Annotated in this window: 23 protein-coding genes; 15 read left to right on the forward strand and 8 right to left on the reverse strand. The window is 70.5% G+C overall.

Annotated features, from left to right (window positions below):
* Positions 1-3: 3 nt before the first annotated feature.
* Positions 4-1,053 carry a hypothetical protein gene (locus AB0I67_RS03310; RefSeq protein ID WP_357916803.1) on the reverse strand — a complete coding sequence of 350 codons (1,050 nt, stop codon included), beginning with the start codon at positions 1,051-1,053 and terminating at the stop codon, positions 4-6.
* On the opposite strand from AB0I67_RS03310, the gene AB0I67_RS03315 reads away from it, so the two are divergent.
* The 4 genes from AB0I67_RS03315 (at position 1,018) to AB0I67_RS03330 (ending at position 5,770) form a co-directional block, all read left to right on the forward strand.
* Positions 1,018-1,377: a hypothetical protein gene (locus AB0I67_RS03315; protein ID WP_357916806.1), complete on the forward strand. Its 360-nt coding sequence runs from the start codon at positions 1,018-1,020 to the stop codon at positions 1,375-1,377. The two genes, AB0I67_RS03310 and AB0I67_RS03315, sit on opposite strands and share 36 nt — an antisense overlap.
* A gap of 251 nt (positions 1,378-1,628) precedes the next feature.
* Positions 1,629-2,306 carry an MtrAB system response regulator MtrA gene (gene mtrA / locus AB0I67_RS03320; RefSeq protein ID WP_357916809.1) on the forward strand — a complete coding sequence of 226 codons (678 nt, stop codon included), beginning with the start codon at positions 1,629-1,631 and terminating at the stop codon, positions 2,304-2,306.
* Between the two features lie 100 nt (positions 2,307-2,406).
* Positions 2,407-4,035 carry an MtrAB system histidine kinase MtrB gene (gene mtrB / locus AB0I67_RS03325; protein WP_357916812.1) on the forward strand — a complete coding sequence of 543 codons (1,629 nt, stop codon included), beginning with the start codon at positions 2,407-2,409 and terminating at the stop codon, positions 4,033-4,035.
* Positions 4,025-5,770, forward strand: a complete 1,746-nt coding sequence (locus tag AB0I67_RS03330; protein ID WP_357916815.1) for an LpqB family beta-propeller domain-containing protein — start codon at positions 4,025-4,027, stop codon at positions 5,768-5,770. Before mtrB ends, AB0I67_RS03330 begins: the two co-directional genes overlap by 11 nt.
* 156 nt (positions 5,771-5,926) lie before the next feature.
* Here AB0I67_RS03330 and AB0I67_RS03335 read toward each other — a convergent pair whose 3' ends face one another.
* Positions 5,927-6,052 carry a hypothetical protein gene (locus AB0I67_RS03335; RefSeq protein WP_357916818.1) on the reverse strand — a complete coding sequence of 42 codons (126 nt, stop codon included), beginning with the start codon at positions 6,050-6,052 and terminating at the stop codon, positions 5,927-5,929.
* Between the two features lie 323 nt (positions 6,053-6,375).
* On the opposite strand from AB0I67_RS03335, the gene AB0I67_RS03340 reads away from it, so the two are divergent.
* The 3 genes from AB0I67_RS03340 (at position 6,376) to AB0I67_RS03350 (ending at position 9,235) form a co-directional block, all read left to right on the forward strand.
* Positions 6,376-7,047: a phosphoribosyltransferase family protein gene (locus AB0I67_RS03340; protein WP_357916821.1), complete on the forward strand. Its 672-nt coding sequence runs from the start codon at positions 6,376-6,378 to the stop codon at positions 7,045-7,047.
* Between the two features lie 642 nt (positions 7,048-7,689).
* The gene (gene raiA, locus AB0I67_RS03345; protein ID WP_357916824.1) at positions 7,690-8,370 is read left to right on the forward strand and encodes a ribosome-associated translation inhibitor RaiA; all 681 of its coding nucleotides are present in this window, start codon (positions 7,690-7,692) and stop codon (positions 8,368-8,370) included.
* A gap of 187 nt (positions 8,371-8,557) precedes the next feature.
* Positions 8,558-9,235 (forward strand): response regulator transcription factor, encoded by a 678-nt coding sequence (locus AB0I67_RS03350; protein ID WP_357916827.1) that lies wholly within the window; start codon positions 8,558-8,560, stop codon positions 9,233-9,235.
* Positions 9,236-9,770: 535 nt separating this feature from the next.
* Here AB0I67_RS03350 and AB0I67_RS03355 read toward each other — a convergent pair.
* Together AB0I67_RS03355 and AB0I67_RS03360 are read right to left on the reverse strand one after the other, a co-directional pair.
* Positions 9,771-10,979 carry a crosslink repair DNA glycosylase YcaQ family protein gene (locus AB0I67_RS03355; protein WP_357916830.1) on the reverse strand — a complete coding sequence of 403 codons (1,209 nt, stop codon included), beginning with the start codon at positions 10,977-10,979 and terminating at the stop codon, positions 9,771-9,773.
* 320 nt (positions 10,980-11,299) lie between these two features.
* A complete protein-coding gene (locus AB0I67_RS03360; RefSeq protein ID WP_357916833.1) occupies positions 11,300-11,542 on the reverse strand; it encodes an HGxxPAAW family protein in 243 nt (80 codons plus the stop codon).
* A gap of 169 nt (positions 11,543-11,711) precedes the next feature.
* Here AB0I67_RS03360 and secA point away from each other — a divergent pair, with 169 nt between their 5' ends.
* Positions 11,712-14,507: a preprotein translocase subunit SecA gene (secA, locus tag AB0I67_RS03365; protein ID WP_357916835.1), complete on the forward strand. Its 2,796-nt coding sequence runs from the start codon at positions 11,712-11,714 to the stop codon at positions 14,505-14,507.
* A 630-nt stretch (positions 14,508-15,137) separates the two neighbouring features.
* On the opposite strand, the gene AB0I67_RS03370 is transcribed toward secA, so the two are convergent.
* Together AB0I67_RS03370 and AB0I67_RS03375 are read right to left on the reverse strand one after the other, a co-directional pair.
* Positions 15,138-15,536, reverse strand: a complete 399-nt coding sequence (locus AB0I67_RS03370; RefSeq protein ID WP_357916838.1) for an Rv3235 family protein — start codon at positions 15,534-15,536, stop codon at positions 15,138-15,140.
* 630 nt (positions 15,537-16,166) lie between these two features.
* A complete protein-coding gene (locus tag AB0I67_RS03375) occupies positions 16,167-17,537 on the reverse strand; it encodes a PTS transporter subunit EIIC (protein WP_357916841.1) in 1,371 nt (456 codons plus the stop codon).
* A gap of 259 nt (positions 17,538-17,796) precedes the next feature.
* On the opposite strand from AB0I67_RS03375, the gene AB0I67_RS03380 reads away from it, so the two are divergent.
* On the forward strand, positions 17,797-19,158 hold the full coding sequence (locus AB0I67_RS03380; RefSeq protein ID WP_357916844.1) for a carbohydrate-binding protein: 1,362 nt from the start codon (positions 17,797-17,799) through the stop codon (positions 19,156-19,158).
* Positions 19,159-19,183: 25 nt separating this feature from the next.
* Here the strand turns inward: AB0I67_RS03380 and AB0I67_RS03385 are convergent, their stop codons facing one another.
* Positions 19,184-20,515 carry a PTS transporter subunit EIIC gene (locus tag AB0I67_RS03385; protein WP_357916847.1) on the reverse strand — a complete coding sequence of 444 codons (1,332 nt, stop codon included), beginning with the start codon at positions 20,513-20,515 and terminating at the stop codon, positions 19,184-19,186.
* Between the two features lie 75 nt (positions 20,516-20,590).
* Positions 20,591-21,328, reverse strand: coding sequence for a GntR family transcriptional regulator (locus AB0I67_RS03390; RefSeq protein ID WP_357916850.1), 738 nt, complete (start codon positions 21,326-21,328; stop codon positions 20,591-20,593).
* A 110-nt stretch (positions 21,329-21,438) separates the two neighbouring features.
* Here AB0I67_RS03390 and AB0I67_RS03395 point away from each other — a divergent pair, with 110 nt between their 5' ends.
* From AB0I67_RS03395 to ptsP, 6 genes are read left to right on the forward strand one after another with little or no spacing between them, the layout of a single operon-like run.
* On the forward strand, positions 21,439-22,461 hold the full coding sequence (locus AB0I67_RS03395) for an SIS domain-containing protein (RefSeq protein WP_357916853.1): 1,023 nt from the start codon (positions 21,439-21,441) through the stop codon (positions 22,459-22,461).
* 48 nt (positions 22,462-22,509) lie between these two features.
* Positions 22,510-22,746 (forward strand): PTS glucose/sucrose transporter subunit IIB, encoded by a 237-nt coding sequence (locus tag AB0I67_RS03400; RefSeq protein ID WP_192790232.1) that lies wholly within the window; start codon positions 22,510-22,512, stop codon positions 22,744-22,746.
* Between the two features lie 3 nt (positions 22,747-22,749).
* Positions 22,750-23,196: a PTS glucose transporter subunit IIA gene (locus tag AB0I67_RS03405; RefSeq protein WP_357916856.1), complete on the forward strand. Its 447-nt coding sequence runs from the start codon at positions 22,750-22,752 to the stop codon at positions 23,194-23,196.
* Complete coding sequence (locus AB0I67_RS03410) at positions 23,187-23,807, forward strand: HAD-IA family hydrolase (protein WP_357916858.1); 621 nt, start codon at positions 23,187-23,189, stop codon at positions 23,805-23,807. Before AB0I67_RS03405 ends, AB0I67_RS03410 begins: the two co-directional genes overlap by 10 nt.
* 15 nt (positions 23,808-23,822) lie before the next feature.
* Positions 23,823-24,080, forward strand: a complete 258-nt coding sequence (locus tag AB0I67_RS03415) for an HPr family phosphocarrier protein (RefSeq protein ID WP_357916860.1) — start codon at positions 23,823-23,825, stop codon at positions 24,078-24,080.
* Between the two features lie 47 nt (positions 24,081-24,127).
* Entirely contained in the window at positions 24,128-25,783 is a 1,656-nt protein-coding gene (ptsP, locus tag AB0I67_RS03420; RefSeq protein ID WP_357916863.1) for a phosphoenolpyruvate--protein phosphotransferase, read from the forward strand.
* Positions 25,784-25,785: the final 2 nt, after the last annotated feature.

The raw sequence follows: 25,785 nt of genomic DNA on the forward strand, positions 1-25,785 counted from the left end.
GGGCTAGCGTCCGGAGGCGTTGGACGGGTGCCAGAGCTCGTCGGCGGAGGAGTGCACCCAGCCCTGTCGCTGCTGCTCGATGGCGGCGGTCTGCAGGACCAGGTCGAACGCCTCGCTGCGCATCCGGCGGTCGGTGTACAGGAGCCCGGCGACCCCGGCCTGGATCGGGTAGGAGATCATCCCACCCACCATGGTGCCGACCGCGATCAGCACCGCGGCGATCACGGTGGAGCCCACCGTGCCGCCGCCGAGCATCCCGACGAACGAGCCGATGAAGGTGAAGGGCACCGCGATGATGCCGCTCACGAAACCGGCCAGCAGCGCGGTGACCAGCAGGATGCCGAGCACGCGCCAGAAGTCGCCGGTGACCAGCCGCCAGGACCGCCGCATCGCGGCGATCGGCCCCAGCCCCTCCAGCACCGCGGCCGGGGTGGCGAAGGAGAAGCGCGCCATGACGAAGAGCGCGTAGGCGACGTAGGCCAGGATCACCAGCACGCCCACGCCGAAGACGGCGCCACCGCTCGCGCTCACGCTCAGCAGCAGGACGAAGATCGGCACGAGCAGCAGCAGCGGCGCCAGCACCAGCCCGGCCATCAGCAGCACGACCCCGAACAACGCCGGCCAGCGGCCCTTGAGCAGCCGCCAGGCCTCCCCGGCGGTGATCTTCCCGCCGAAGACGGCACGGCCCAGGATGCGGGTAAGCACGCCGGTCAGCAGCGTGACCGCGATGTAGCCGATCAGCATCGAGACGAGCGAGCCGCCGTAGGTGGCGAGGAAGCCGGAGTTGACGCTCTCCAGGTCCTCGGGCCGGGTCTCCGGGTCGGTCAGCAGGCTGCCCATGTCGCCGAGCAGCAGCGACTGGCTGACCGCGACCGGGATGGCGACCAGCAGCGCGGTGATCGCGGACAGGCCGAGCACGGCTTTCGGGTTGGAGCGGATGAGCTTGATGGAGCCGTCGAGCACATCGCCCAAGGTCAGCGGCCGGAGCGGGATGATGCCGGGGCGCAGCGCGGGCGCGTGGTGCGCGTAGCCGTGGCCGGGCTGGCCGGGCATGCCGTAGGGCTGGCCACCGTACGGCTGACCGGGCTGGGCCGGGTGACCGTGCTGACCAGGCTGACCGTGCTGACCGTGCTGACCGGGCTGGGCAGTCTGACCAGGCTGGCCGGGCTGGGCGTGCGGGTGGCTCTGCTGGCCGTACGGCGAGCCATACGGCGTGCCGTACGGCAGGCCACCCTGCGCGGGCCCGGGCGCGCCCGGGCCGGGCGGCTCGGACGGCGGCGGGCTCTGGCCCGGCGCGGCCCACGGCGAGGACGCGGGCGCTCCGTAGGGCGGTGGCTGCTCGGCGGCCCAGCCGGGTGGACGCTCCTGACCTTCTGACATAGCCCAATCCTGGCATGTGTGACAACGGCACGGGGTTCCGCGGACGCCGCATTACCGGCTTTTCCGGCGAGCTGGGCCATGGGGATGGCCGAATGAGCCTGCGTTACCGCAGACTGAGGATTGTCGGGGGACCATCGGGCGTAAAATTTGGCATTTGACGGTCTCACGTCACATCCACGAGCTGGCCAAGGGTAACCTTCCAACAATCGTGGAGTATGTCCCACAATGCGTAGAACGAATGAGGGGCCATGAAAGGTCGCGTGCTGGTCGTCGACGACGACGCCGCTCTCGCCGAGATGCTCGGCATCGTGTTGCGTGGAGAAGGCTTCGAGCCCTCTTTCGTCTCTGACGGGGACAAGGCCCTCGACGCGTTCCGCGACACGCGCCCGGATCTGGTCCTGCTCGACCTGATGCTCCCCGGCGCCGACGGGATCGACGTCTGCCGTCGCATCCGGGCCGAGTCCGGGGTGCCGATCGTCATGCTGACCGCCAAGAGCGACACCATCGACGTGGTCCTCGGCCTCGAATCGGGCGCCGACGACTACATCGTCAAGCCGTTCAAGCCCAAGGAGCTCATCGCGCGGGTGCGGGCGCGGCTGCGCCGTACCGACGAGCCGACGCCGGAGATCCTGCAGATCGGCGACATCACCATCGACGTGGCCGGCCACTCGGTCAAGCGCGGCGAGGAGACCATCAACCTCACCCCGCTGGAGTTCGACCTGCTGGTGGCGCTGGCCCGCAAGCCGCGCCAGGTCTTCACCCGCGAGGTCCTGCTGGAGCAGGTCTGGGGTTACCGCCACGCGGCCGACACCCGTCTGGTCAACGTGCACGTCCAGCGGCTGCGCGCGAAGATCGAGAAGGACCCGGAGCACCCCGAGATCGTGGTGACCGTCCGCGGTGTCGGCTACAAGGCCGGGCCTGCCTGACGGCTCCGCCATGCCCCCCGCCAAGAAAGGGTCACGCCGCCGGATCGTTCGCCGCCTCCTCGGAGGAGCGCGGCGGAGGCTGCGGCGTGCGGCGGGGCGGGTGCGCCGCGTCTGGCGGCGCTCTCTGCAACTCCAGGTGGTCTCCAGCACGCTGGTGATCTCCATGACCGTCGTCGCCGTCCTGGGCGTCTTCCTCTTCCAGTCGATCACCACCTCGGTCGTCGACCAGCGCGAGAAGTCCGCCCTGAGCGACGCGCGCAGCGACACCGCGGCCATCGCGAACCTCCTCAAGGCGCACCAGGACAGCGGCGAGAGCCCCAAGCCGGGCCAGATCGTCAAACCCCCGGTCGACCAGGCGATGGACGCGATCAAGCCGACCGAGGAACGCCGCTACGACGTCATCGTCCTCAACGAGCGCGAGCCCAGCGGCTCCCGCGCCACCGAAGGCGTCAGCCGGCTGAGCATCCCGGCCGACCTGCGCGACCGCATGGACACCAACAACACCAAGTTCCGCTGGGGCGAGGAGTTCCGCGTCTCGGGCCGCTACCAGGTTGGCTTCAACCCCACCGGCACGCCCAAGCTCGCCATGGTGACCGCTGTGGTCGTCTCGAGCGGCGGCTACCAGGTCTACCACTTCTTCCCGCTCACCGAGGAAGAGGCCACCCTGACCGCCATGCGGCAGATGCTGGTGCTGGTCGGCATCGGCCTGGTGGTGCTCCTGGCCGCGATCGCCTCCCTGGTCACCCGCCAGGTCGTCACTCCGGTACGGCTGGCGCGGCAGGCGGCGGAACGGCTGGCCGCCGGCAAGCTCGACGAGCGGCTCAAGGTCCGCGGCGAGGACGACCTCGCCCGCCTGGCCACCTCCTTCAACGAGATGGCCGCCAACCTCGCACTCAAGATCCACCAGTTGGAGGAGCTCTCGCAGGTCCAGCGGCAGTTCGTCTCCGACGTCTCGCACGAGCTGCGCACCCCGCTGACCACCGTGCGGATGGCCGCCGACCTCATCCACGACGCCCGCGAGGACTTCGACCCGATGGTCTCGCGTTCCGCGGAACTCATGCAGGCGCAGCTCGAACGCTTCGAGTCGATGCTCGCCGACCTGCTGGAGATCAGCCGCTACGACGCCGGGGCGGCCACGCTCGACCTCGAACCCACCGACATCCGCGACGTGGTCCTGCGGGCCGTCGCCGACTCCGAGTCGCTCGCCGAACGCCACGCCACCCGCTTCGACCTGCGGCTGCCCAACGAGCCGTGCATGGCCGAGATCGACAGCCGGCGGGTCGAGCGCATCCTGCGCAACCTGCTGTTCAACGCCATCGAACACGGCGAGGGCCGGGACATCGTGGTCACCGTCGGCGCCGACCGCGACGCCGTGGCGGTAGCCGTACGAGACCACGGTGTCGGGCTGAAGCCCGGCGAGGAGCAGATGGTCTTCGACCGGTTCTGGCGAGCCGACCCCTCGCGCGCCCGCACCATCGGCGGCACCGGCCTGGGCCTGGCCATCTCGCGCGAGGACGCCTCGCTGCACGGCGGCTGGCTGCAGGCGTGGGGACTGCCCGGCGAGGGCTCGCAGTTCCGGCTCACCCTGCCACGTGACTCCAGCATCGAGCTCAAGGGCTCGCCGCTGTCGCTCGAACCCCCCGAAATGCAGATCAGGCGGACCTGGCGCGGGCAGATCACGCCCGTGCTGGCGCCCGCCACGGGGGACGGGGCCTTCCATGGCGAGTAGACGGTTCCTGACGCGCACCGCGGCGGTCGCCTTCGCGGTGTCGGTGACCTGTCTCGGCTCGGGATGCTCGGTCATCTCGCTGAGCAGCGCGCCCAAGCCGCCCGACCGCTCGGTCGAGGGGGCGAGCCTCGGCAAGCCCTTCCACCGGGTGCTGCCGGTCGAACCGCGGCCCGACTGGACCCCGGTCGAGGTGGTCGAGGGCATGCAGGCCGCAATGGCCGCCTTCGCCGACGAGCCCGGCGACAAGACCCTCTGGAAGTACCTGACCGCCGACGCCCGCAAGGCCCTCCAGGCCGCCGGGCCGCCGGTCTACGTGCTCGACCAGATCCGCGTGGTGCCCAAGGCCGAGGACGAGCCGGAGGGCCAGCGCGCCCGCGTCGAGATCACCGGCAACGCGATCGCGCAGATCACCGACGACGGCCGGTACGTCCCGATGACCACCCCGCAGAAGGTCACCGACCTCGTCACCCTGCAGAAGCAGGGCGGCAACGGCTACCGCGTCGCCGCCTTCGCCAACACCCGCATGCTGCTGTCGGCCGCCGACGTCGAACGCGCCTACGAGCGCAGCCGCCTGTACTTCCTCAGCTCCCAGGACGGCGAACCCGTCGCCGACCTGGTCATGCTCCGCCGCCGCGCGGCCGAGAACCTCGCCGAGAGCATCGTCGGCCACCTGCTCAAGGGACCGAGCGGCGCGCTCGGCGAAGCCGTCTACTCCGCGCTGCCCGCCGGTGCCCGCGTCGGCTCCGTGCGGCTCACCCGCGAGGTCGTCGAGATCAACCTGCTCGGCTCCTTCGACGCCGACTCCGTGCGCAACGAGCGCGGCCTCAAGACCCAGCTCGGCGCCAGCCTCACCGAACTCGCCAAGGGCCGCCGCATCGACGTCCTGCACAACGGCAACCCGTTCTACGGCACCCGCTCGCTGGAGATCAGCCCCGAGGACTACAACCTCGGCTCGACCCCTCCCCAGATGGCCTTCCTGCTGCGTGGCGGCCGTGTCCTCACCGAGCAGGAGCAGGGCTCGCCGCGGTCCTTCCTCCTCGTCCCCGGCGCCGACGGCGGGCCGGGCCTGACCTTCCCCGCCGTCTCCTCCGACGGCATGCTCGTCGCCGCCCTCGACCACGACGGCATCTGGGTACGGCAGGACGGCCAGTGGAACCGCTGGATCGACGGCACCCTCCTCGCCCCGCCCGCCTGGCGGGCCGGCAAGCTCTGGACCTTCGACCCGTCCAAGTCGGCCTTCGTCTCCCACGACCCCGCCACCGGCCAGCGCCAGGACTACCGCATCCCCGACCTCGCCGACGGGACCGTCGAACACTTCAAGTTCGCCAAGGACGGCGTCCGGGTCGCGATGATCGTCAAGGACCTCGACGGGATCCACTCCCTCCGCGTCGGCGTCCTGGCCAACGGCAGGATCGAGCACCTCCAGACCCTCGCCGCCGCCAAGGACGCCAAGGACCAGGACCGCGAGCACTTCCTCGACCTGGCCTGGGAGACGCCGGAGAGCCTGCTCCTCCTCACCGACTCCGGCCTCAACGGCGTCGACCTCGTCCGCGGCCTCAGCCCCACCTCCTCCACCCGGGCCAAGAACGCCCGATCCGTGGCCGTCTCCGGCTCCCGCATCCTCCTCGGCACCGACGCCGGCGTCCTCCAGCTCAACCCGGCCAACCAGACCTTCGAGCCCCTCCCCTCCGTCGAGGAAGGCCCCCCGGCCTACCCCGCCTTCCGCGCCGGCTAACCGGCCGCCCCGTGGCCCCTGACCTGGCCACCGCCCAGGATCACCCCCCACCGCGGGGGCTTCCCGCCGCATCGATGACCTGTGGTCAGTGGGCGCACCCGCCGCTCAGGATCACTCCCCACCGTGGGGCTTCCCCGCCGCATTGGTGGGTTGTGGTCAGTGGGCGTGGCCGTCGTACAGGATCACTCCCCACTGCGGGGCTTCCCGCCGCATTGGTGGGTGGTGGTCGGTGGGCTGGGCGCCGCACAGGAGCACCACCCGCCGCCGGACTTCTCGCCGCATAGAGGATGAGGGGGTGGCGGCTGCGGGGCCGCCGTACGGGGCAGGAATGTCGGACGTCTGCCAGCCGCCGCACGCCAGCCAACCCCCCACCCACCAATGCGGCGAGAAGCTGTGCGGCGGGTCGTGATCCTGTACGGCGCCCAGCCCCCGCCACCGATGCGGCGAGAAGTCTCGCGGGCGGGTGATGATCCTGTACGGCGGGCAAGCCGGTGACCACAGCCCACCGATGCGGCGAGAAGCCGTGCGGCGGGGAGTGATCCTGTACGGCGGAGCCATCAACAACGGGCCCGATTCTGTCGCCCCCACAAGGCAAACTCACCCCCGTGCTGACCGCCCTCCTAACCCTCGTCCTCCCCCAACCCTGCCTCTCCTGCGCAGCCCCCAACGGCCCCCTGTGCCCACCCTGCCTAACCCCAGACCCCGCCCCCCGTTCCCCAACCCCGCCCCCACCAGCCCTCCCACCCTGCTGGTCGGCAGGCGACTACGAAGGCCCCCTGAAACGCGCCATCCTCGCCTACAAGGAACGCGGCCAAACCACCCTGGCCACCCCGTTGGGCGACCTCCTGGCCTTCACCCTGACCAGGGCCCTCCACCACACAAACCAACCAAACCACCACCCCCTGACCCTGGTCCCGATCCCCAGCGCCAGAAAGGCGGTCCGCTCCCGAGGCCACGACCCAGTAACCCACCTGGCCACGCGTGCCGTACAAGCCCTGAAAGCCACCGGCACCCCCGCAACCCTGACCCCGGCCCTCACCCAGGCCCGCCGTACGAACGACCAGGCCGGCCTGACGGCCGCAGCCAGACAGGCGAACCTGGCGGGTTCACTCCGCTGCACCCGAGACCTGACCGGCTCAACGGTGATCTTGGTGGACGACGTCCTCACCACCGGAGCCACCCTGGCCGAAGCCGCCCGCGCGCTCAGAAGCACCGGCGCGAACCCCTGCCTCGCCGTAACCGTCGCCGCGACACGCCGAAGATCCAGAAATTCCTGACTGTCACCCTGGGTAAAGAAAGATCAAAGCCTCCCGTCTCACCCCGAAGTCACACCTGCCTACCCACCCCACCGGCTCCCACCAGCTCACCACCCGAAAGCCCGCCCCCATAAGGGATCCACTATCGCCAACCCGGACACACCACCCCACCCGCCACCCGCCGGAAAATCACGGAAAGTGATCGTTTGGCCAAGCTCCAGGCTGACATTCACCGCTGATGCGGATAGCGTTCTGACATGGCACCCGTTCGGGTCCGTGGTTGCGCAGAGTCGGGAGTCCCGGCTCCGCTAGCCGATGCCAGCCGCAGGCAAAACGGTCCACGTAAGGCGACTTTTTGTCGACTGATCACGGTGCGGCTTAGAAGTAAGTCCTGCCTTCCCGGAGGTCCAGATGTCCTCCGACCAGAAGAGAAGGTGAGTAGTGGCACAGAGCTGCGAAATCCTCAGCAGGCGATTGTGGGGTCGAAGACCAGGTCGGCCGGACGGGTGCCAGTCGAGTTCCCCGACCGAAGCGTTCGCCCTTGGCGCAGCGCTGATGCAGATGTGCCGGAAGAGGGTAGTGGTGAAGGAGAGGCTGAACCCCACCCGGCCGTCCCCGTCGGGTGTGCTCTCTCGTAGTCGCTAGACGAAGGGGGGTTGTTGCATGGACATCATCGTCAAGGGCCGGCACACAGGAGTGAGTGATCGGTTCCGAGACCACGTGACGACCAAGCTGGCCAGGATCGAGCGGCTGAACAGCAAGCTCATCCGCGTGGACGTGGAGGTATCCAAAGAGCGCAACCCGCGTATCACCGACCAGCGCGAGCGTGTGGAGCTGACGATCCACTCCCGCGGCCCGGCCATCCGAGCCGAGGCCTCCGCCGACGACCGCTTCGCCGCGCTCGACATCGCACTCGACAAACTCGAAGGCCGCCTCAGGCGGCTCGCCGACCGCCGCAAGGCGCACCACGGCAGCCACCACACTCCCTCCGACGCCGAACTGACTGCCTCGTTCATCGCCGAGGTCGCCCCCGCGACCCGGATCGTGCCCGACAAGCAGGCCGCTCGCACGGAGCCGGAGGAGCCGAGGGAGCCCGAGGCCGCCTTCTTCGACGACCGGAAGTACGACGATCTCGTGCCCATCGAGATGGAGGGCGACGGCCCGCTCGTGGTGCGCGAGAAGTTCCACGAAGCCGAACCCATCACCATCGACCAGGCGTTGCTCCAGATGGAGCTCGTCGGCCACGACTTCTATCTGTTCCGCTGCAAGGAGAGCGGACACCCCAGTGTCGTGTACCGGCGGCGCGGATACGACTACGGCGTGTTGCGGCTCGTAGAGCCCTGATCCCGGGTCACGAAGATCTTCTCGACCACCCAAGGACCGCGGAACCCGTGCCATGATGGCGGTTCGACGGCTCTGGCCCCCCACGAGGAGGAGACGTGAGCGAGCGCATCGCTGGGCCCCTGACGGGGCATCGCGCGGCGAGCGAGCGTGTAGAGGATGGGCAGGCGCGGCTTCCGGAGGCGGTCGCGTGACGGAACCGAGCGAGCCCATCCGAGTCCTGGTGGTCGACGACTACCAAATGATCAGGCACGGCCTCGTCACCACCTTGAGCACCGAGGACGACATCGAGGTGGTCGGCGAGGCGAGCGACGGGCAGGAGGCGGTCGACATGGCCGACCGGCTCCTCCCCGACGTCGTGCTCATGGACGTCCGCATGCCCCGGCAGGGCGGCATCGAGGCGACCAGGCACATCAAGGCGTCCGTGCCGAGCACCCGCATCATCATGCTGACCGTCAGCGACGAGGAAGAAGACCTCTTCGAGGCCATCAAGGCCGGGGCCACCGGCTACCTCCTCAAGGACGTCCAGCTCGACGAGGTGCCCGACGCGGTGCGCAAGGTGCACGAGGGGCAGTCGCTCATCAATCCGGCGATGGCCGCGAAACTCATCAACGAGTTCGCGAACATCAGCCGCAAGGAGGCCGAGCGGCCACCCCAGATGCCCGTGCCCCGGCTGACCGAACGGGAGATGGAGGTCCTCCGGCTGGTGGCCAAGGGGATGAACAACCGCGAGATCGCCAAGCAGTTGTTCATCTCCGAGAACACCGTGAAGAACCACGTCCGCAACATCCTGGACAAGCTGCAGCTGCACTCCCGGATGGAGGCCGTGGTCTACGCGGTCCGCGAGCGCATGCTGGAAATTACCTAGCACTGCCCTTGTTCCTCGGCGCGGGCTCCTCTTGCAGGCCCGCCGCCCGTGCCCCCTTCCACACGGGCCGGCGCGGCCTGTTGTGGCCCTGCTTTGCGGTGACATCGGGGTGGTTCCCTGCGGCCTCGGGGCGTCCGTCAGCCTGGATCGTGCCTGGGCCGCTACCGACTGCCCCGGCCTTCCTGGCACTTCGTCATGATTCGCCCGCCCCTGTGGGCCCGTCGGACGTCGGCCCGGTAGCGGGGTGGCGGGCGGTGCTGGGCCTGCCACCACCCCGCTGGTACGGCTGAGCGCTGTACGGCTGACATCCCACGGCGAGCCCGAGCTTTGACCGGTCAGCCCTCCTCCGGCGGAGCTCGCCGTAGACCGCCGTCGGGACAGGGAGCGGCAGGTTCTCCTGGTGACCGGCCGACCATCCCGTGCGGGGCTCGCCGTCCTCCACCATTCCGGCACTGACCGTCGGCCTGAGCCGCCGGGGCTTGCCGTACTTCACCCCGGCCCTCGCGGCGGGCCGTACACCGGTTTCCGGGTGGAGCTAAGGGGTGCGGGTGAGGTGGGGGAGGAGGTGGGGCTGGTCGAGGCGTTCGATGCGGACCGAGTCGCAGCCCACCCAGGAGGCCGCCTCCCACAAGGCGGCGCGCAGGCCTTCGACGGCCTTGGCGGTGGGGATGCCGGGTTCGAGGCTGACCTGGCGGGCGACGAAGGTGGTGCCCTCACGGGCCGGGTCGACCCGGCCGATGAGACGGCCGCCGGCGAGGACGGGCATGGTGAAGTACCCGTGGACCCGCTTGGCCTTCGGGACGTAGAGCTCCAGCGTGTAGTCGAAGCCGAAGACCCGTGAAGTGCGGCCGCGGTGCCAGATGAGCGAGTCGAAGGGGGAGACCAGGGTGGCGCGATGGCGGCCACGGGTCTCGGTGGCGAGCAGGGCGGGATCGGCCCAGGCGGTGGCGGCTGCCGCGGCGCCGGTGGAGGCCGAGGCGCGGCCGGTGGGGGGCCAGCCGGTGACGGTGACCGGGACGAGGCCGGCGGCGCCGCTGTTGAGGGCCTCGTCGAGCATGGCGGCGTGCTGGTTGCGGACGCGGAGGAAGTCGACGAGGTCGGCCCGCGTGGCGACGCCCAGGGAGCGGCCGGCGATGGCGACCAGGCGGGTGATGCACTCCTGGTCGGTGAGGTCCTCGGCCAGGAGGTCGGCGGGGACGGCGCGTTCGGCCAGGTCGTAGACGCGACGCCAGCCGACGCGGCGGGTGCAGACCAGCTCGCCGATGTCGAGCAGCCACTCCAGGCCGATCTTGGAGTCGGACCAGTCCCACCAGGGGCCGCCGTTCTTGGCGCCGCCGACGTCGGCCGTGGTGATCGGGCCGGAGGACCGGACCTGGTCGAGGAGTTTGTCGACGTCCTTGGGGACCTCGTGCCAGCGGAGCCCGCGCTCGCGGTAGGCGCGGCGGCGGAAGGCGAACAGCGGCCAGTTCTCGATGGGCAGGATGCAGGCGGCGTGGCACCAGTACTCGAAGCTACGGGCCGGCTGGTCCCAGTAGGCGCGCTCCACGGCGGGCCGGCCGAGCGCGCCCAGGCGGGCGTAGGCGACCAGCTCGTGGGAGCGGGCGAGCACCGAGACGGTGTCGAGCTGCACCGCTCCCAGGCGGCGCAGCATGGCGTGGGGGCCGCCCTTGCGGACCTCGGCCCCGATGAACCCCTGCGCGCGCAGGACCAGGCGGCGTGCCTCGTCGGCGGTCAACTCCGTCATGTCGGCGAATGCTAGCGGCGGCGACCGACAGAACCGGCTTCGGCCCCTTCTCCACTTATTGGAGAGGAGGTCTTCCAGGGGGCCGGACTCAGAGGGTGGTGCCGGCCGTACGAGGGAGGGGTGTGGCGACGGCGGGCGGCGGACGCTCGCAGGCGGCCACCCGCCTGCGGGTGTCCGGCGCCCGCCGTTGTACGTGCTCAGCGGCAAGGCTCAAGGCCGTGCCGGATCCTGCGGCGGCCCGGCGAGAGCCGGAAAGGCCGCAGGGCCGGGGCGGCCAGGTGGGCCGCCCGGGTCGAGGGTGATCACTCAGTGGTGATCGGTCACTTGTGGTCTTCGGCCGTCATTCCCGCGCGCGGCGCGTCGATCACGACATCAGAGAAGATGTCGAACACGAGGGCCAGAATGCCGCCCACCACGATGATTCCGACGCCGATCCAGACGATCATCCAATTGGCTTGGATCATTCCGACCCCGCCCACGATGAACCCGGCCAGCATGACGGTGACCGCGAGCCACGATGAAGCTCGTCCACCGTGGTTGCCCAGGTTCTCTCCGCCCGCCATGGCCTTCTCTCCTTCGAGGTTATGACTCTGTCTGGAGGCATTCTCCCAGAAGGGATCGGCGATGGCTGTGTCAGGTGCCCGAACCGCCTACGATGGCAACGGGGAAGTATGACTCGGCCTCTCCTCCTGGCGGCGCCGCCGGGGTAGACCTGCGAGGAGCTTTACACAAGTGGCAGCCATTCTGGACAGGATCCTTCGCGCTGGCGAGGGCAAGATTCTGCGTAAGCTCAAGCGCATCGCCGATCAGGTCAACTCCATCGAGGACGACTTCACGGCGATGACCGACGCTGAGCTCAGGGCGATGACCGATGAGTTCAAGCAGCGGCACGCCGACGGCGAATCCCTCGACGACCTGCTTCCCGAGGCTTTCGCCACCGTCCGTGAGGCGGCGCGGCGCGTCCTGCACCAGCGCCCCTATGACGTGCAGATCATGGGCGGCGCCAACCTGCACATGGGCAACATCTCCGAGATGAAGACCGGTGAGGGCAAGACCCTGACCTGTGTCCTGCCCGCCTACCTCAACGCGCTGACCGGCCGTGGCGTCCACGTCATCACGGTCAACGACTACCTGGTCCAGGTGGGCGCCGAGAAGATGGGCCGGATCTACCGCTTCCTCGGTCTCGAGGTCGGCATGATCCTTTCGGGTCAGACTCCCGACGAGCGGCGCAAGCAGTACGCGGCGGACGTCACGTACGGCACGAACAACGAGTTCGGGTTCGACTACCTGCGCGACAACATGGCCTGGTCGCTGGACGAGTGCGTGCAGCGCGGCCACGTCTTCGCGATCGTCGACGAGGTCGACTCGATCCTCATCGACGAGGCCCGCACCCCGCTGATCATCTCCGGCCCCGGCGAGCAGTCCGGCAAGTGGTACGCCGAGTTCGCCAAGCTGGTTCCCCGCCTCCGCAAGGGCGTCGAGGCGAAGAACCCGGGCGAGGAGAGCACGGGCGACTACGTCGTCGACGAGAAGAAGCGCACCGTCGGCATCCTCGAGGCCGGTGTCGCCAAGGTCGAGGACTGGCTGGGCATCGACAACCTCTACAAGCCCGAGAACACCCACCTCGTCGGCTTCCTGAACAACGCCCTGAAGGCCAAGGAGCTGTTCAAGAAGGACAAGGACTACATCGTCACCAACGGCGAGGTCCTCATCGTCGACGAGTTCACCGGCCGCGTGCTGCACGGCCGGCGCTACAACGAGGGCATGCACCAGGCCATCGAGGCCAAGGAAGGCGTGGAGATCAAGGACGAGAACCAGACTCTCGCCACGGTCACCCTCCAGAACTACTTCCGCCTCTACGAGAAGCTGGCCGGCATGACCGGCACCGCCGTCACCGAGGCGAACGAGTTCCACCAGACGTACAAGATCGGCGTGGTCCCCATCCCGACCAACAAGCCGATGATCCGCAAGGACCAGGCCGACCTCATCTACCGCACCGAGGACGCCAAGTTCCAGGCGGTCGTCGAGGACCTGGTCGAGCGCTACCAGCACGGCCAGCCGTGCCTGGTCGGCACCACGAGCGTCGAGAAGTCCGAGCGGCTGTCGCGCATGCTCAAGCGCCGCGGCATCCCGCACGAGGTCCTCAACGCCAAGAACCACGCCCGTGAGGCGGCGATCATCGCCGAGGCCGGGCGTAAGGGCGCCATCACCGTCGCCACCAACATGGCCGGTCGAGGCACCGACATCATGCTCGGCGGCAGCGCCGACTTCCGCGCCGACCTCGAGCTCAAGGCGCGCGGCCTCGACCCGCTCGAGACTCCGGAGGAGTACGAGAAGGCGTGGGACGAGGCGCTGACCAAGGCTGAGGCCGCGGTCAAGTCCGAGCACGAGGAGGTCGTCGCCCTCGGCGGCCTGTACGTCCTCGGCACCGAGCGGCACGAGTCCCGCCGCATCGACAACCAGCTCCGCGGCCGTTCCGGCCGGCAGGGTGACCCGGGCGAGTCGCGGTTCTACCTCTCGCTCGGCGACGACCTCATGCGCCTGTTCAACTCGCCCCGCGTCGAGGCGATCATGATCCGCATGAACATCCCCGACGACCAGCCCATCGAGTCGGGCATCGTCACCAAGGCCGTCGCCAGCGCCCAGCACCAGGTCGAGCAGCAGAACTTCGAGATCCGCAAGGAAGTTCTGAAGTACGACGAGGTCATGAACCGCCAGCGCAAGGTCATCTACGCCGAGCGCCGCCGCGTCCTGGAAGGCGCCGACCTGCACGAGCAGGTCCGCGGGTTCATCGCCAACGTGATCGACGGCTACGTCGCCGGCGCCACCTCCGAGGGCTTCGCCGAGGAGTGGGACCTCGACAAGCTGTGGAAGGCGTTCGCCGAGCTCTTCCCGATCCAGCTCACCGTCAACCAGGTGATCGAGCAGGCCGGCAGCCGCGAGGACCTCACCGCCGAGTTCCTCAAGGAGAAGATCACCGAGGAGGCGTACCGCGCCTACGACGCCCGCGAGGAGGAGCTCGGCGCCGAAGCCGTGCGCGAGCTCGAGCGCCGCGTCATCCTCTCGGTCCTCGACCGTAAGTGGCGTGAGCACCTCTACGAGATGGACTACCTCCGCGAGGGCATCGGCATGCGGGCCTACGCGCAGAAGGACCCGCAGATCGAGTACCAGCGCGAGGGCTTCGAGATGTTCAACGCGATGCTCGAGGGCATCAAGGAGGACACCGTCGGGTTCCTGTTCAACCTCGAGGTCGAGGTTCAGGAGTCGCCCATCGTCGAGGAGGAGGAAGACGCCGTCCTCGCCGAGACCCGCTCCATCATCGCTCGTGGGCTTCGTGGGCCGGAGCGGCCTAGCGAGCTTGACTACAGTGCGCCTGGTGAGATGGGTGAGGTCGAGCACACCCGCGTCCGTACCTCCGCCGCCGAGCGGGCCGCCTATGGCAACGTCGAGCGCAATGCGCCGTGCCCTTGTGGGTCGGGCAAGAAGTACAAGCGCTGCCACGGTGACCCCAAGAACGTCACCGCCTGACCCTTTCGTCACCTTCCACCGCCCGTGCCCGGGGTTCCCGGGCGCGGGCGGTGCTGGTTTTCTGGGGTTCTTTCTGTACGGCAGGCGTACGTGGAGCCACCCACCGGCCGTGGCTGGCGACCCTCCAGGGAGACGCTCACCGACCTCCCCGCCTGATCGCCGCAACGGCTTAGGGGCTAGGGACTGGGATTGCGCGGCTGCCCGGCACGCTCAACCAGTCGAGGCACCCGCCCAGATGGCCGGCCGCCCTCCCACCGAGCCGCCCACCCACCGAGCCGCCCTCCCACCGAGCCGCCCTCCCACCGAGCCGTCCTCCCACCGAGCTGCCCTCCCACCGAGCCGCCCACCAAGCAAGGCGGCCAACCGCCCAACCGCCGCCCACCCAACCACTGAGGCGGCCAGGCGGCCGATGGCGCGGGTGGCCGAGTGGCGGGGGGTGGTCAGTGGATTGGCGGCCAAGCGGGCAGGCGGCGCCCAGCGGGCAGGCCACCGAGCGAGGAGGCCTCCGGGCCGGGAGACCGCTGAGCCGGGGGACCGGTTAGCGAGGGGATCGGTGAGCGCGGAGGCCGGTGAGCGGGGCGGTCGGTGAGGGGCCGGCCCGTGGGGGTGGGGCCGGCCGTACGGGGTGGGTTAGCGGGTTTCGAAGTCGGTGCACACCCACTGCACACCGCGGCGTTCCAGGCGGAGAGCCAGGGCGTGGCTGCGTTCGCCGCAGTGGACCAGCACGCACATCTCGACCGCCCCGTCCCTGGGCTCTTGGATCCGGGGAGTGCCCACCAAGGGCGGGCGGCGGGTGTCGATCATGCGGCCCGCCTTGCGGAGCTCTCGATAGGCCTGGTCGCTGAGGCGGTCGGCCAGGCTCGCCGGGGGGCGGCGGCCGGCCAGGACTTCGGCCAGCGCTTGGCCCAGGTGGCGAAGTCGGCGCTGGTCCGGGAGTGCGCCGGGTGGGCCCCAGACGAGGGTCGCCGGATCGTCCACCGCCAGGGCCAGGGTGCCCTGGAACCGGGTCTGAGCCTGGGGTCTGCGCACCAAGGGGATGGCAGGCGCGACCTCTGCCGGACCCTCGGGCGCCCCCGTCCGACTCCCGGGTGTCCCCGCCCGACCCCCGGACACCTCAGCCGGATCCCCGGGCACCTCGGCCGGGTGGGCGGGCGCCGAGATGGGATGGGCGGACGGCGCGGCGGGGTGGCCGGGCGGCGGGGTGGGGTGAGCGGGTGCCGACGTGGGGCGGCGGGTCGAGGGTGAGGGGGCCGGGGAGCCCCCGGCCGGGGAGTCCAAGGCTGGAGAGTCCAAGGCTGGGGAGTTCGCGGCGGGGGAGGTCGTGGGAGGGGTGTGCTCGTAAGGCGGGTCGGGGTAGGGGGCGACGGTCAGGTGGGGGAGGCGGGGGTGGCGGGTGATGGGCATGAGGTCCTCCAAGGGGGTTCCCGGCTGAGAAAGACCGGTCGCTATAAGGAGGATTCGGCCCGGGCTCCAGATACATCCCGGCCCGACTTTCTGAAAAACCGGGCCAGTTTGCCAGAGAATGCGGCAAAGATTCTTGGCCGGCCGGCGCCAGCGGCGATCATTGGGACAGAGGTCGAGGCCCCTAAGGGCGTCCTGAATCGTTGTGTCCAGGCCGGTTAGGGGGTTGTGCCTGGCCGGAAGGGGCCGACTGGAGGGTCAGGGGTCGGCGGGCTTCTGGGGGGTGGCGGAAGGGGCGGCGGGAGGGGCAGTGGAAGGGGTGGTGGCGGGGTCCTCTTCGGGTTCCCGGCCGGGGGTGAGAATGTTCAGCTTGCGGATGAGAAAGCTGAAAAGAGCGTAGTAAATCACGAAGTAAGCCACCCCGATCAAAATGATGAGAACCAGCCCATGAGTGTTGGACTTGGTGGCATTGAGCAGCATGTCGATCAACCCGGCCGAAAAGCTGAACCCCAGCCGGGTGTCCAAGGTGGCCAGCAAAGCCATCGCCAGCCCGGTCAACACCGCATGCACCACGAAAAGCACCGGCGCGACGAAGATGAACGCGAATTCGATCGGCTCGGTGATCCCGGTGACGAAGGCGGTGAGCGCTCCGCCGATCATGATGCTGCCGACCGCCGCCCGGCGGTGCGGGGGTGCGGCGCGCCAGATGGCCAGGGCGATGGCCGGCACGCCGAACATGAGCACCGGGAAGAAGCCGGTCATGAAGATGCCCGCCCCGTCCTGCCCGATGGCGTAGCACTTGAGGTCGCCCGCGGCGTGCACGCCGTTGACGGTGCACTCGGGGATGACCGTCCAGACGATCGAGTTGACGAAGTGGTGCAGCCCGAGCGGGATGAGGAAACGGTTGGCGACGCCGTACACGCCGGCGCCGAGGGCGGAGTTGGTGGCCAGCCAGTCGCCGAAGTCGGTGAGCGCCTGCCCGATAGGCGGCCAGATGAGGCCGAAGATGACGCCGAGCAGGAGGGAGGCGAGCGCGGTGACGATGGGCACGAAGCGGCGCCCGCCGAAGAAGGCCAGCCAGGACGGCAGCTTGATGCGGTAGTACCGCTGCCAGAGCACCGCGGCCAGCAGGCCGATCATGATGCCGCCGAGCACGCCGGTGGGCTGGGCGGAGGCCGCCTGGTTGATCACTTCGGAGCCGTCGGCGAGGGTCTGGCTGACCTTGGCGTGGATGACCTCGTTGTCGGAGTTGAAGAACATCCGCTTGGCGACCTGGTCGAAGACGAGGTAGCCGACCAGCGCGGCCAGGGCGGTGGAGCCGTCGGCCTTCTTGGCGAAGCCGATGGCCACGCCGATCGCGAAGAGGATGGGCAGGTTGTCGAAGAGCACGCCGCCGGCGGCGGCGAAGATCTCGGCGACGTCGGCCGACCAGGCGAAGCCGGGCACGTCGGCGAGGCCGCCCGGCTCCGGGCCGTTGGAGCCGAGCATGTCGGGCTGGCCGAAGCGGAGCATGAGCCCGGCGGCGGGGAGCACCGCGATGGGCAACATCAGGGAGCGTCCGATGCGTTGCAGCACGGCGAAGGCCGACGCCCAGAACGACTTGCCGCCTTCGACGGCCGTGGAGCTCATCGCCGATTCCCCTCGCCAGTGATCATGCGGGGGAGTGCCCGGTAAATACCCGGAGCGGGGCCTGCGTGTCAAGGTATAACGCCAGATTCTGGTCAAGTGTTATGCCCGCCCGGCGGCTCCGCCGTACCTCCGAAAAGGGGTGCTGAGCTGGGCAGACGCGCCGGCCATAAGGCGGGGTTATGGGGGTCTTGATATGGCGGCGGTGCGTGCCGTTCCCGTTACGTTTGCGGCGCACCCCCCAATTCGAGGAGAGATGTTCATGCTCCGAAGGAAGGCCGTGGGGGCGTCCATCGCCCTCGCACTGACGATCACAGTCGCTCCGGCGGTCGCGTACGCGGCGACCGCCGGTGATCCACCCAATGCCTACGCGCAAGCCCAGCAGTCGGCCGCCGCGCAGGCCGACCCGGATCCGAAGCTCATCCAGGCGCTCACCCGCGACCTGGGGATCAGCGCCGACCAGGCGCAGGTTCGGCTGGTCAACGAGACCGCCGCCGCCCAGGTGGAGAAGGTCTTCGCCGACGCGCTCGGCGCCTCCTTCGGTGGCCTGTGGGTGAGCGGCCCGGTGGCGGACCTCTCGGTGGCCACCAGTGACGCCGCCAAGCTGGACACCATCCGCGAGCTCGGCGGCGCGCCGATCCTGGTCGCCAACCCGCTGAGCGAGCTGGAGGCGGTCAAGGCGCAGCTCGACCGGCTGCGGCTGCCGCGCGGCGTCGCGTCGTGGTTCGTGGACGTGACCGCCAACAAGGTCGTCATCCTCACCCGCGACCCCGGCCGTGCGCAGCTCTTCGTCGACTCCAGCGGCCTGGACACCAGCAAGGTGCTGGTCCTGCGCACGGGCGAGAACCCCCGCCCGCTGTACGACGTGCGCGGCGGCGACGCCTACTACATCAACGGCAGCACCCGCTGTTCGGTGGGCTTCGGCGTCACCCGAGCCGGCAGCCAGGGCGGCTTCGTCACCGCCGGCCACTGCGGCACGACCGGCGCGAGCACGACCGGTTCCAACCGCGTCGCGCAGGGCACCTTCCGCGGCTCCTCCTTCCCGGGCAACGACTACGCCTGGGTCGAGGTCAACAGCCAGTGGACGCCGACCAACCTGGTCAACGCCTACAGCGCCGGCCTGATCACCATCACCGGCTCGACCCAGGCGGCGGTCGGCTCGTCGATCTGCCGGTCGGGTTCGACCACGCAGTACCGCTGCGGCACGATCCAGCAGCACGGCACCAGCGTCACCTACCCGCAGGGCACTGTCAGCGGCGTCACCCGCACCACGGTCTGCGCCGAGGGCGGCGACTCGGGTGGTTCGTTCTTCTCCGGCAACCAGGCCCAGGGCGTCACCTCGGGCGGTTCCGGCAACTGCAGCTCCGGCGGGACGACCTACCACCAGCCGGTGAACGAGATCCTGCAGACCTACGGGCTGACCCTGGCGCGGACCGGCAACCCGCCGACCAGCCCGCCGCCCACCAGCCCGCCGCCCGGCGGCGGCACCTGGGCGGCCGGCACCGCCTACGCCGCCGGCGCCAGCGTGACGTACGGCGGAGCGACCTACCGCTGCCTGCAGGCGCACACCGCGCAGGCCGGTTGGGAGCCGCCGAACGTCCCCGCGCTGTGGCAGCGCGTGTGATGTAGCACCTCGGCCCGGTCACCCCTCAGGGGTGGCCGGGCTTCTCCCTGGCGGCGGCCGGTTCGCCGGAGTCGACGTCGGGCTCGGGTTCGCGTCCCGGGGTCTGGATGTCGAAGCGCTTGATCAAGAAACTAAAGACAAAGTAGTAAATAACGCCATAAATCGCCCCGACCAGCAGGATGCCCGGCAGGTTCTGCGTGTTCGACTTGCTGGCGTTGAGCAGCAGGTCCAGCAACCCCGCCGAGAACCCGAACCCGAGCTGCGCGTCGATCAGCGTGGTGATCGCCATCGCGAGCCCGGTGAGCAGCGCGTGCACCACGAAGAGCACCGGCGCGACGAAGATGAAGGCGAACTCGATCGGCTCGGTGATCCCGGTGACGAACGAGGCGAGCCCGGCCGAGAGCATGATGCCGCCCACCGTCGCCCGCCGGTGCAGCGGGGCCGAGCGCCACATCGCCAGCGCCGCCGCCGGCAACGCGAACATCATGATCGGGAAGAACCCGGTCATGAACTCGCCCGCCTGCGGGTCCCCGGCGAAGTAGCAGTTCCAGTCGCCGCCGAGCGTGCGGGCGCCGACGTGGCACTCCGGCACCATGTACCAGACGATCGAGTTGGCGAAGTGGTGCAGCCCGAGCGGGATCAGCAGCCGGTTGAGCAGCCCGTAGAGGCCGGTCCCGACCGGCCCCGCCTCGGCCAGCGCCCGGCCGGCCGAGCCGATCCACTCGGCCAGTACCGGCCAGACCCAGCCGAAGGCCACTCCGAGCAGCAGCGCCACGATCGAGGTGATGATCGGCACGAACCGCCGCCCGCCGAAGAAGGCCAGCCACGCGGGCAGCTTGATCCGGTGGAACCGCTGCCAGAGCAGGGCGGTGGCCAGGCCGATGACGATGCCGCCGAGCACCCGCGTCGGGTTCTGCACGCCGTAGTTGATGATCTCGCGCAGGTCGTCGGTCCGTACCAGCACCTGCTCCCGGATGCCGGAGCCGAGGAACATGGTCCGGGTCACCCGGTCGAAGACCAGGTAGCCGATGACCGCCGACAGCGCCGTGGAGCCGTCGGCCTTGCGCGCGAACCCGATCGCCACGCCCACCGCGAAGAGCATGGGCAGGTTGTCCAGCAGCGCGCCCCCCGCGGCGGCCAGCACCAGGGCGACGTCGTTCATCCACGCGAAGCCGGCCACGTCGGCCAGGCCGCCCGGCTCGGCGCCGTTGGAGCCGAGCATGTCGGGCTGCCCGAAGCGCATGAGCAGCGCCGCGGCCGGCAGGGCCGCGATGGGCAGCATGAGCGACCGGCCCATGCGTTGCAGCACGCTCATCACTCGGGCGAACGGCGAAGGGATCGCTGCGGTCTCGTTCACCGGCAGTCCTCGGGGGGTCGGGGGGTGTTTCCAGGAAGCCTAGAGCGGGCCGCCTGCCGTACCGCCGGGCGCGGGTCAGCGGCGGGCGGGCATCTCCAGCATGGTGCGGAGCTGGTAGCGGTCGGCCCGGTAGGTCGAGACGCCCAGCTCGGCGCAGACGCCGCCGGAGAAGGAGCGCCGCTGCAGCAGCAGGACCGCCCCGCCCCGGTCGAGTTTGAGCAGGTCGGCGTCGCTCGGGTCGGCGATGCCGCCGTCGATGGTCAGTTCCCCGGCGTCCATGACGATCCCGTAGCGCTTCTCCAGCAGCTCGTACAGCGAGGTGTCCGACAGGTCGTGGTCGGCCAGGTCGGGCGCGAGGGAGACCGGGATGTGCGCGCGCTCGATCGACAGGGGTTCCCCGTCGGCGGTGCGCAGCCGCTCGATGAAGTGCACCTCGTCGCCGGGCTGGATGCCCAGCTCCTTGGCCAGGTGGGCGCTGGCGCGCACGACGCGGCGGTCGAGGTCGCGCGAGCCGGGCACCATGCCGCGGGCGCGCATGTCGTCGGTGAACGAGGTGAGCTGCAGGGCCAGCTCGATCTTCGGCCGCGCCACGAAGGTGCCCTTGCCGGGCACGCGGTGCAGCCGGCCCTCGCTCACCAGGTGGTCGACCGCCTGCCGTACCGTCATCCGCGACAGCCCGAAACGCTGGCAGAGCTCGCGCTCGGACGGGATCGCCGCTCCGATGCTGAGCTCGTTGCTCTCGATGAGGTCGAGCAGGATCTCCCGTAGCTGGAAGTACTTGGGCACCGGGCTGTCCGGATCGATGTGCGCCACGGATCCTCCCCTCGATCTGATGTGGGCAATGAGCTATGGTTCGTACTGGTCTAGTCCGGACTAGACCACGTGGACCAAGATATAGCGATAGGAGCAGTATGACCACCAGGATGCGTAGCGAGATCGCCGAGCAGCCGGCGGCCCTGCGGGCGACGCTGGAGGCACTGCTGCCCCGGGTTGACGAGGTCAGCGCCCTCGGTGCGCAGACGAAGCAGCTGCTCTTCATCGCCCGCGGTACCTCGGACAATGCCGCAGTTTACGGCCGCTACCTGATCGAGTCGCACGCCGGTCGCCTGGCCGCGCTCGCCGCCCCCTCGATCGCCACCACCTACAAGCGCAAGCTCGACCTCGACGGCGTGCTGGCCGTCGCGATCTCGCAGTCCGGCAAGACCGAGGAGATCGTCGAGACGCTGAGCTGGGCCAAGGACTGCGGCGCCAAGACGGTCGGCATCACCAACGGCGGCGTGGACAGCCCGCTGGCCCAGGCCGCCGACCTGGCGCTGTGCACCGAGGCCGGGGTCGAGAAGGCCGTTCCGGCCACCAAGACCTACACCACGCAGCTCGCCGCCCTCGCCGTGCTGGCGCTGGGACTGGGCGCCGACGTCAACGCCGACGACCTGCAGCTCGTGCCCGACGCGGTCGAGAAGCTGATCGCCGAGCCGGGCGACCTGGACGCCGTCGTCGAGGGCCTGGCCGACAAGCCCGGCGTGGTCGTCTCCGGCCGCGGCCTGGCCTTCTCCACCGCGCTGGAGACCGCGCTCAAGCTCAAGGAGGCGTGCTACCTGCACGCGATGGGCCTGTCCTACGCCGACCTCCTGCACGGCCCGATCGCCGTGGTGGACGAGGACACCCCCGCGCTCCTGGTCGCCGCCGAGAACAGCCCCACCCTGTCGGGCACCGTCGCGCTCGCCGAGCGCGTCGTCGGCGCGGGCGCCGCGGCCTTCACCATCGGTGGCGGTACGGCTCTCGCCAAGGCGGGCACCGCCGCGCTGAACGGCCCGGCCCTGCCGGAGTGGGTGGCGCCGATGGGCCTGATCGTGCCCGGCCAGCTCCTCACCGAGGCGCTCGCCCGCCGGCTCGGCATCGACCCCGACGCGCCGCGCGGCCTCAACAAGGTCACCCAGACCGATTGATTACCTGGCGTAGTTTAGCCTGTTCGGAGGGGAACGAGGGAGGACCCGATGGCGGCTGATGCCAACGCGATCATCGCGGGGCTCGGTGGTGCGGACAACATCATCGAGATCGAGCCCTGCATCACGCGGCTCCGCACCGAGGTGCACGACGCGTCCAAGGTCGACCAGGCCGCGCTGAAGGCGGCCGGCGCCCACGGCGTCATGGCGGCGGGCAACGTGGTGCAGGTCGTGGTGGGGCCCGAGGCCGACACCATTGCCAGCGACATCGAGGACATCATCGGCTGAGCCATGACCACTGTTATCGCCCCCGTAGAGGGGTCGGCTGTGGGATTGGCGGCAGTGCCGGATCCGGTGTTCTCGGCGGGCATGGTCGGTCCGGGAACGGCGATCGACCCGATTCGGGGACCGGGCAAGGCAGTCGCTCCCATAGACGGAAAGATCATGAAGTTGCACCCGCACGCCTACGTGATCGTGGGCGACGACGGCAAGGGTGTCCTGGTCCACCTGGGCATCGACACCGTGCAGCTCAAGGGCGAGGGGTTCCAGCTCCTGGCGGCCGAGGGGGATCGCGTCAGCGCCGGCCAGCCGGTGGTGGCCTGGGACCCCGCGGCCGTCGAGGCCGGCGGGCGCTCGCCCGTCTGCCCGGTCGTCGCGCTGGACGCGACGGCCGAGTCGGTCACCGGCGTGGCGCGTGGCGTGGTGCACGTCGGGGACGAGCTGTTCCGGTGGGGGTGAGCACCGCGCTGTTCGACCTGGACGGCACCCTGGTCGACACCGAGGCGCGCAACATGGCCATGTGGCGGCGGCTGCTGGACAACCACGGCATCGACGCCGACGTCCGGATCTTCATGGGCCGCCGGGGCCGCGACGTGCTGCCGGTGCTCTTCCCGGACCGCGACCTGGCCGACCTGGCCGAAGAGGTGTGGAGCTACGAGCGGCTGCCCGACCTGCCGGGCATCGCGCCGGTGCCGGGCGGGGCCGCGCTGGTGCGCGAGGCCGCCGCCGCGGGCGCGCCGCTCGGGCTGGTCACCTCCGCCCAGCGGCCCTGGGCCGTACGGCATCTCGACTATCTCGACATCCGCGGCCTGTTCCAGGTGCTGGTCACCGCCGAGGACGTCGAGCACGGCAAGCCCGACCCCGAGGGCTACCTGCGTGCCGCCCGGCTGCTGGAGGCCGATCCGGCGACCTGCGTGGTCTTCGAGGACACCCCGGCCGGGATTGCCGCGGCCAAAGCGGCGGGTATGAGGTGCGTGGGCGTCGCGACCACGCACGCCGCGAGCGAGCTCGGCCAGGCCGACCTGGTGGTCCCCGATCTGACCGCCGTGGCCTGGCCGCCGTCTCTCTAGGGGAGGATGTTGATCATGGCTGAGCGCAGGGTGACCGTCGTAGCCGAGGTGGGGCTGCACGCGCGGCCCGCCGCCACCTTCGTCCAGGCCGCCGCCAAGGCGCCGATCGAGGTCAGCGTGTGCAAGCTCAACCGCGACCCGGTCAACGCCAAGAGCATCCTGGCCGTGATGGGGCTCGACGTCCGGCAGGGCGAGGAGATCGTGATCTCGGCCGAGGGCGAGGGCGCCGAGGAGCTCCTGGACGAGCTCGCCGCGATCGCCTCGGCCCCGTGACCGGCGCGGGGGTGAGCCCGGGCAACGGGCACGGCCCCGTGAAAGGCGTGGGGGTCAGCCCTGGCATCGGGTACGGCCCCGCCTACGTGCTGGCCGAGCAGGTCCCCGAACCGCCCGTCGGCGAGCGGTACGCGGGCGAGGCCGGGCCGGAGAAGGACCGCGTCGCCCAGGCCCTGGAGCGGGTCGCCGCCGAGCTCGACCGGCGCGGCGAGCGGGCCGGGGGCCAGGGCCGCGAGGTGCTGGGCGCCCAGGCCATGATGGCCCGCGACCCCGGTTTGGCGGTCGAGGTGGCCGCCCTGGTCGACACCGGGCTGGCCGCGCCGCGCGCCGTCTTCGAGGCCTTCCAGAAGTACCGCGACCTGCTCACCGCGGCCGGCGGCTACCTGGGGGAGCGGGCCGCCGACCTCGACGACATCCGCGACCGGGTGATCGCCGTGCTGACCGGGGTGCCGATGCCGGGGGTGCCGGAGGAGGCTCCGGGGGGCGTGCCGTACGTGCTGGTGGCCCGGGATCTGGCGCCCGCGGACACCGCGGTGCTGTCCAGCGCGGTGGTGGCCGCCTTCGTCACCGAGGAGGGCGGGCCGACCAGCCACACCGCCATCCTGGCCCGCGCGATGGGGGTGCCCGCGGTGGTGGCCTGCCCCGGCGCGACCACGCTCGACGGCAACCTGCTGGTCGACGGCGGCGCCGGCCTGGTCGAGCGGGAGCCGGAGCCGCACCGCGTCGAGCAGGTACGGCGGGCCGACGCGGCCCGCAGGCGCCTGCTGGCCGAGACGACCGGCCCGGGCCGCACCGCGGACGGCCACCGGGTCCCGCTCCTGGCCAACCTGGGCGGCCCGGCCGACGTGCCGGCGGCCTTGCAGGCGGGCGCGGAGGGCGTCGGGCTCTACCGCACCGAGTTCCTCTTCCTCGACCGCGCCTCGGCGCCCTCCGCACGGGAGCAGGAGGAGGCCTACCGCGCCGTCCTGGAGGCCTTCCCGCGCGGCAAGGTCGTCGTGCGCACCCTCGACTCCGGCGCGGACAAGCCGCTGGCCTTCCTGCCGCCGCCGGGGGAGGAGCCCAACCCGGCGCTGGGCGTGCGGGGGCTGCGAATGGGACGGCACGTGCCCGAGGTGCTGACCGGCCAGCTCCAGGCTTTGGCCCGCGCCGCCGAGGGGACGAGCGCACAGCTCCAGGTGATGGCGCCGATGGTGGCCACCGCCGAGGAGGCGGCCTGGTTCGCCGCCGCCTGCCGTACGGCCGGGCTGCCCGAGGCCGGCGTGATGATCGAGATCCCGGCGGCGGCCCTGCGCTCGGCGGATCTGGCGCGGTTCGTGGACTTCTTCTCCATCGGCACCAACGACCTGGCCCAGTACGCCTTCGCCGCCGACCGGCAGCTCGGCGTGCTCAGCGACCTGCAGGACGCCTGGCAGCCCGCCCTGCTCGACCTGGTCGCGCTGGCCGTCGGCGGGCACGGGCGGCCCTGCGGGGTGTGCGGGGAGGCGGCGGCCGATCCGGCGCTGGCGTGCGTGCTGGCCGGGCTCGGGGTGGGCTCATTGTCGATGGGGGCGGCCGGGTTGCCTGCCGTACGGGCGGCGCTGGCGCGGCACACGCTGGTGCAGTGCCGGGCGGCGGCCGGGGCGGCGCGGGCGGCCGCGAGCGGGGAGCAGGCCAGGGCGGCGGCCCGTGAGCACCTGCCGGGACTGTCCGAACTGGGGCTTTAAGC

It is taken from the genome of Nonomuraea sp. NPDC050310, from assembly GCF_040655795.1.
Lineage (GTDB): Bacteria > Actinomycetota > Actinomycetes > Streptosporangiales > Streptosporangiaceae > Nonomuraea.

Bases quoted from the DNA above. Each gene is read 5' to 3' on its own strand.
- AB0I67_RS03400 (WP_192790232.1), top strand. From the start codon at position 22,510: ATGGCGGCTGATGCCAACGCGATCATCGCGGGGCTCGGTGGTGCGGAC.
- AB0I67_RS03395 (WP_357916853.1), top strand. From the start codon at position 21,439: ATGCGTAGCGAGATCGCCGAGCAGCCGGCGGCCCTGCGGGCGACGCTG.
- AB0I67_RS03405 (WP_357916856.1), top strand. From the start codon at position 22,750: ATGACCACTGTTATCGCCCCCGTAGAGGGGTCGGCTGTGGGATTGGCG.
- mtrA (WP_357916809.1), top strand. From the start codon at position 1,629: ATGAAAGGTCGCGTGCTGGTCGTCGACGACGACGCCGCTCTCGCCGAG.
- AB0I67_RS03310 (WP_357916803.1), bottom strand. From the start codon at position 1,053: ATGCCCGGCCAGCCCGGCCACGGCTACGCGCACCACGCGCCCGCGCTG.
- AB0I67_RS03335 (WP_357916818.1), bottom strand. From the start codon at position 6,052: ATGCGGCGAGAAGTCCGGCGGCGGGTGGTGCTCCTGTGCGGCGCCCAG.
- AB0I67_RS03375 (WP_357916841.1), bottom strand. From the start codon at position 17,537: ATGAGCTCCACGGCCGTCGAAGGCGGCAAGTCGTTCTGGGCGTCGGCC.
- raiA (WP_357916824.1), top strand. From the start codon at position 7,690: ATGGACATCATCGTCAAGGGCCGGCACACAGGAGTGAGTGATCGGTTC.
- AB0I67_RS03360 (WP_357916833.1), bottom strand. From the start codon at position 11,542: ATGGCGGGCGGAGAGAACCTGGGCAACCACGGTGGACGAGCTTCATCG.
- AB0I67_RS03380 (WP_357916844.1), top strand. From the start codon at position 17,797: ATGCTCCGAAGGAAGGCCGTGGGGGCGTCCATCGCCCTCGCACTGACG.
- AB0I67_RS03330 (WP_357916815.1), top strand. From the start codon at position 4,025: ATGGCGAGTAGACGGTTCCTGACGCGCACCGCGGCGGTCGCCTTCGCG.
- AB0I67_RS03355 (WP_357916830.1), bottom strand. From the start codon at position 10,979: ATGACGGAGTTGACCGCCGACGAGGCACGCCGCCTGGTCCTGCGCGCG.
- AB0I67_RS03415 (WP_357916860.1), top strand. From the start codon at position 23,823: ATGGCTGAGCGCAGGGTGACCGTCGTAGCCGAGGTGGGGCTGCACGCG.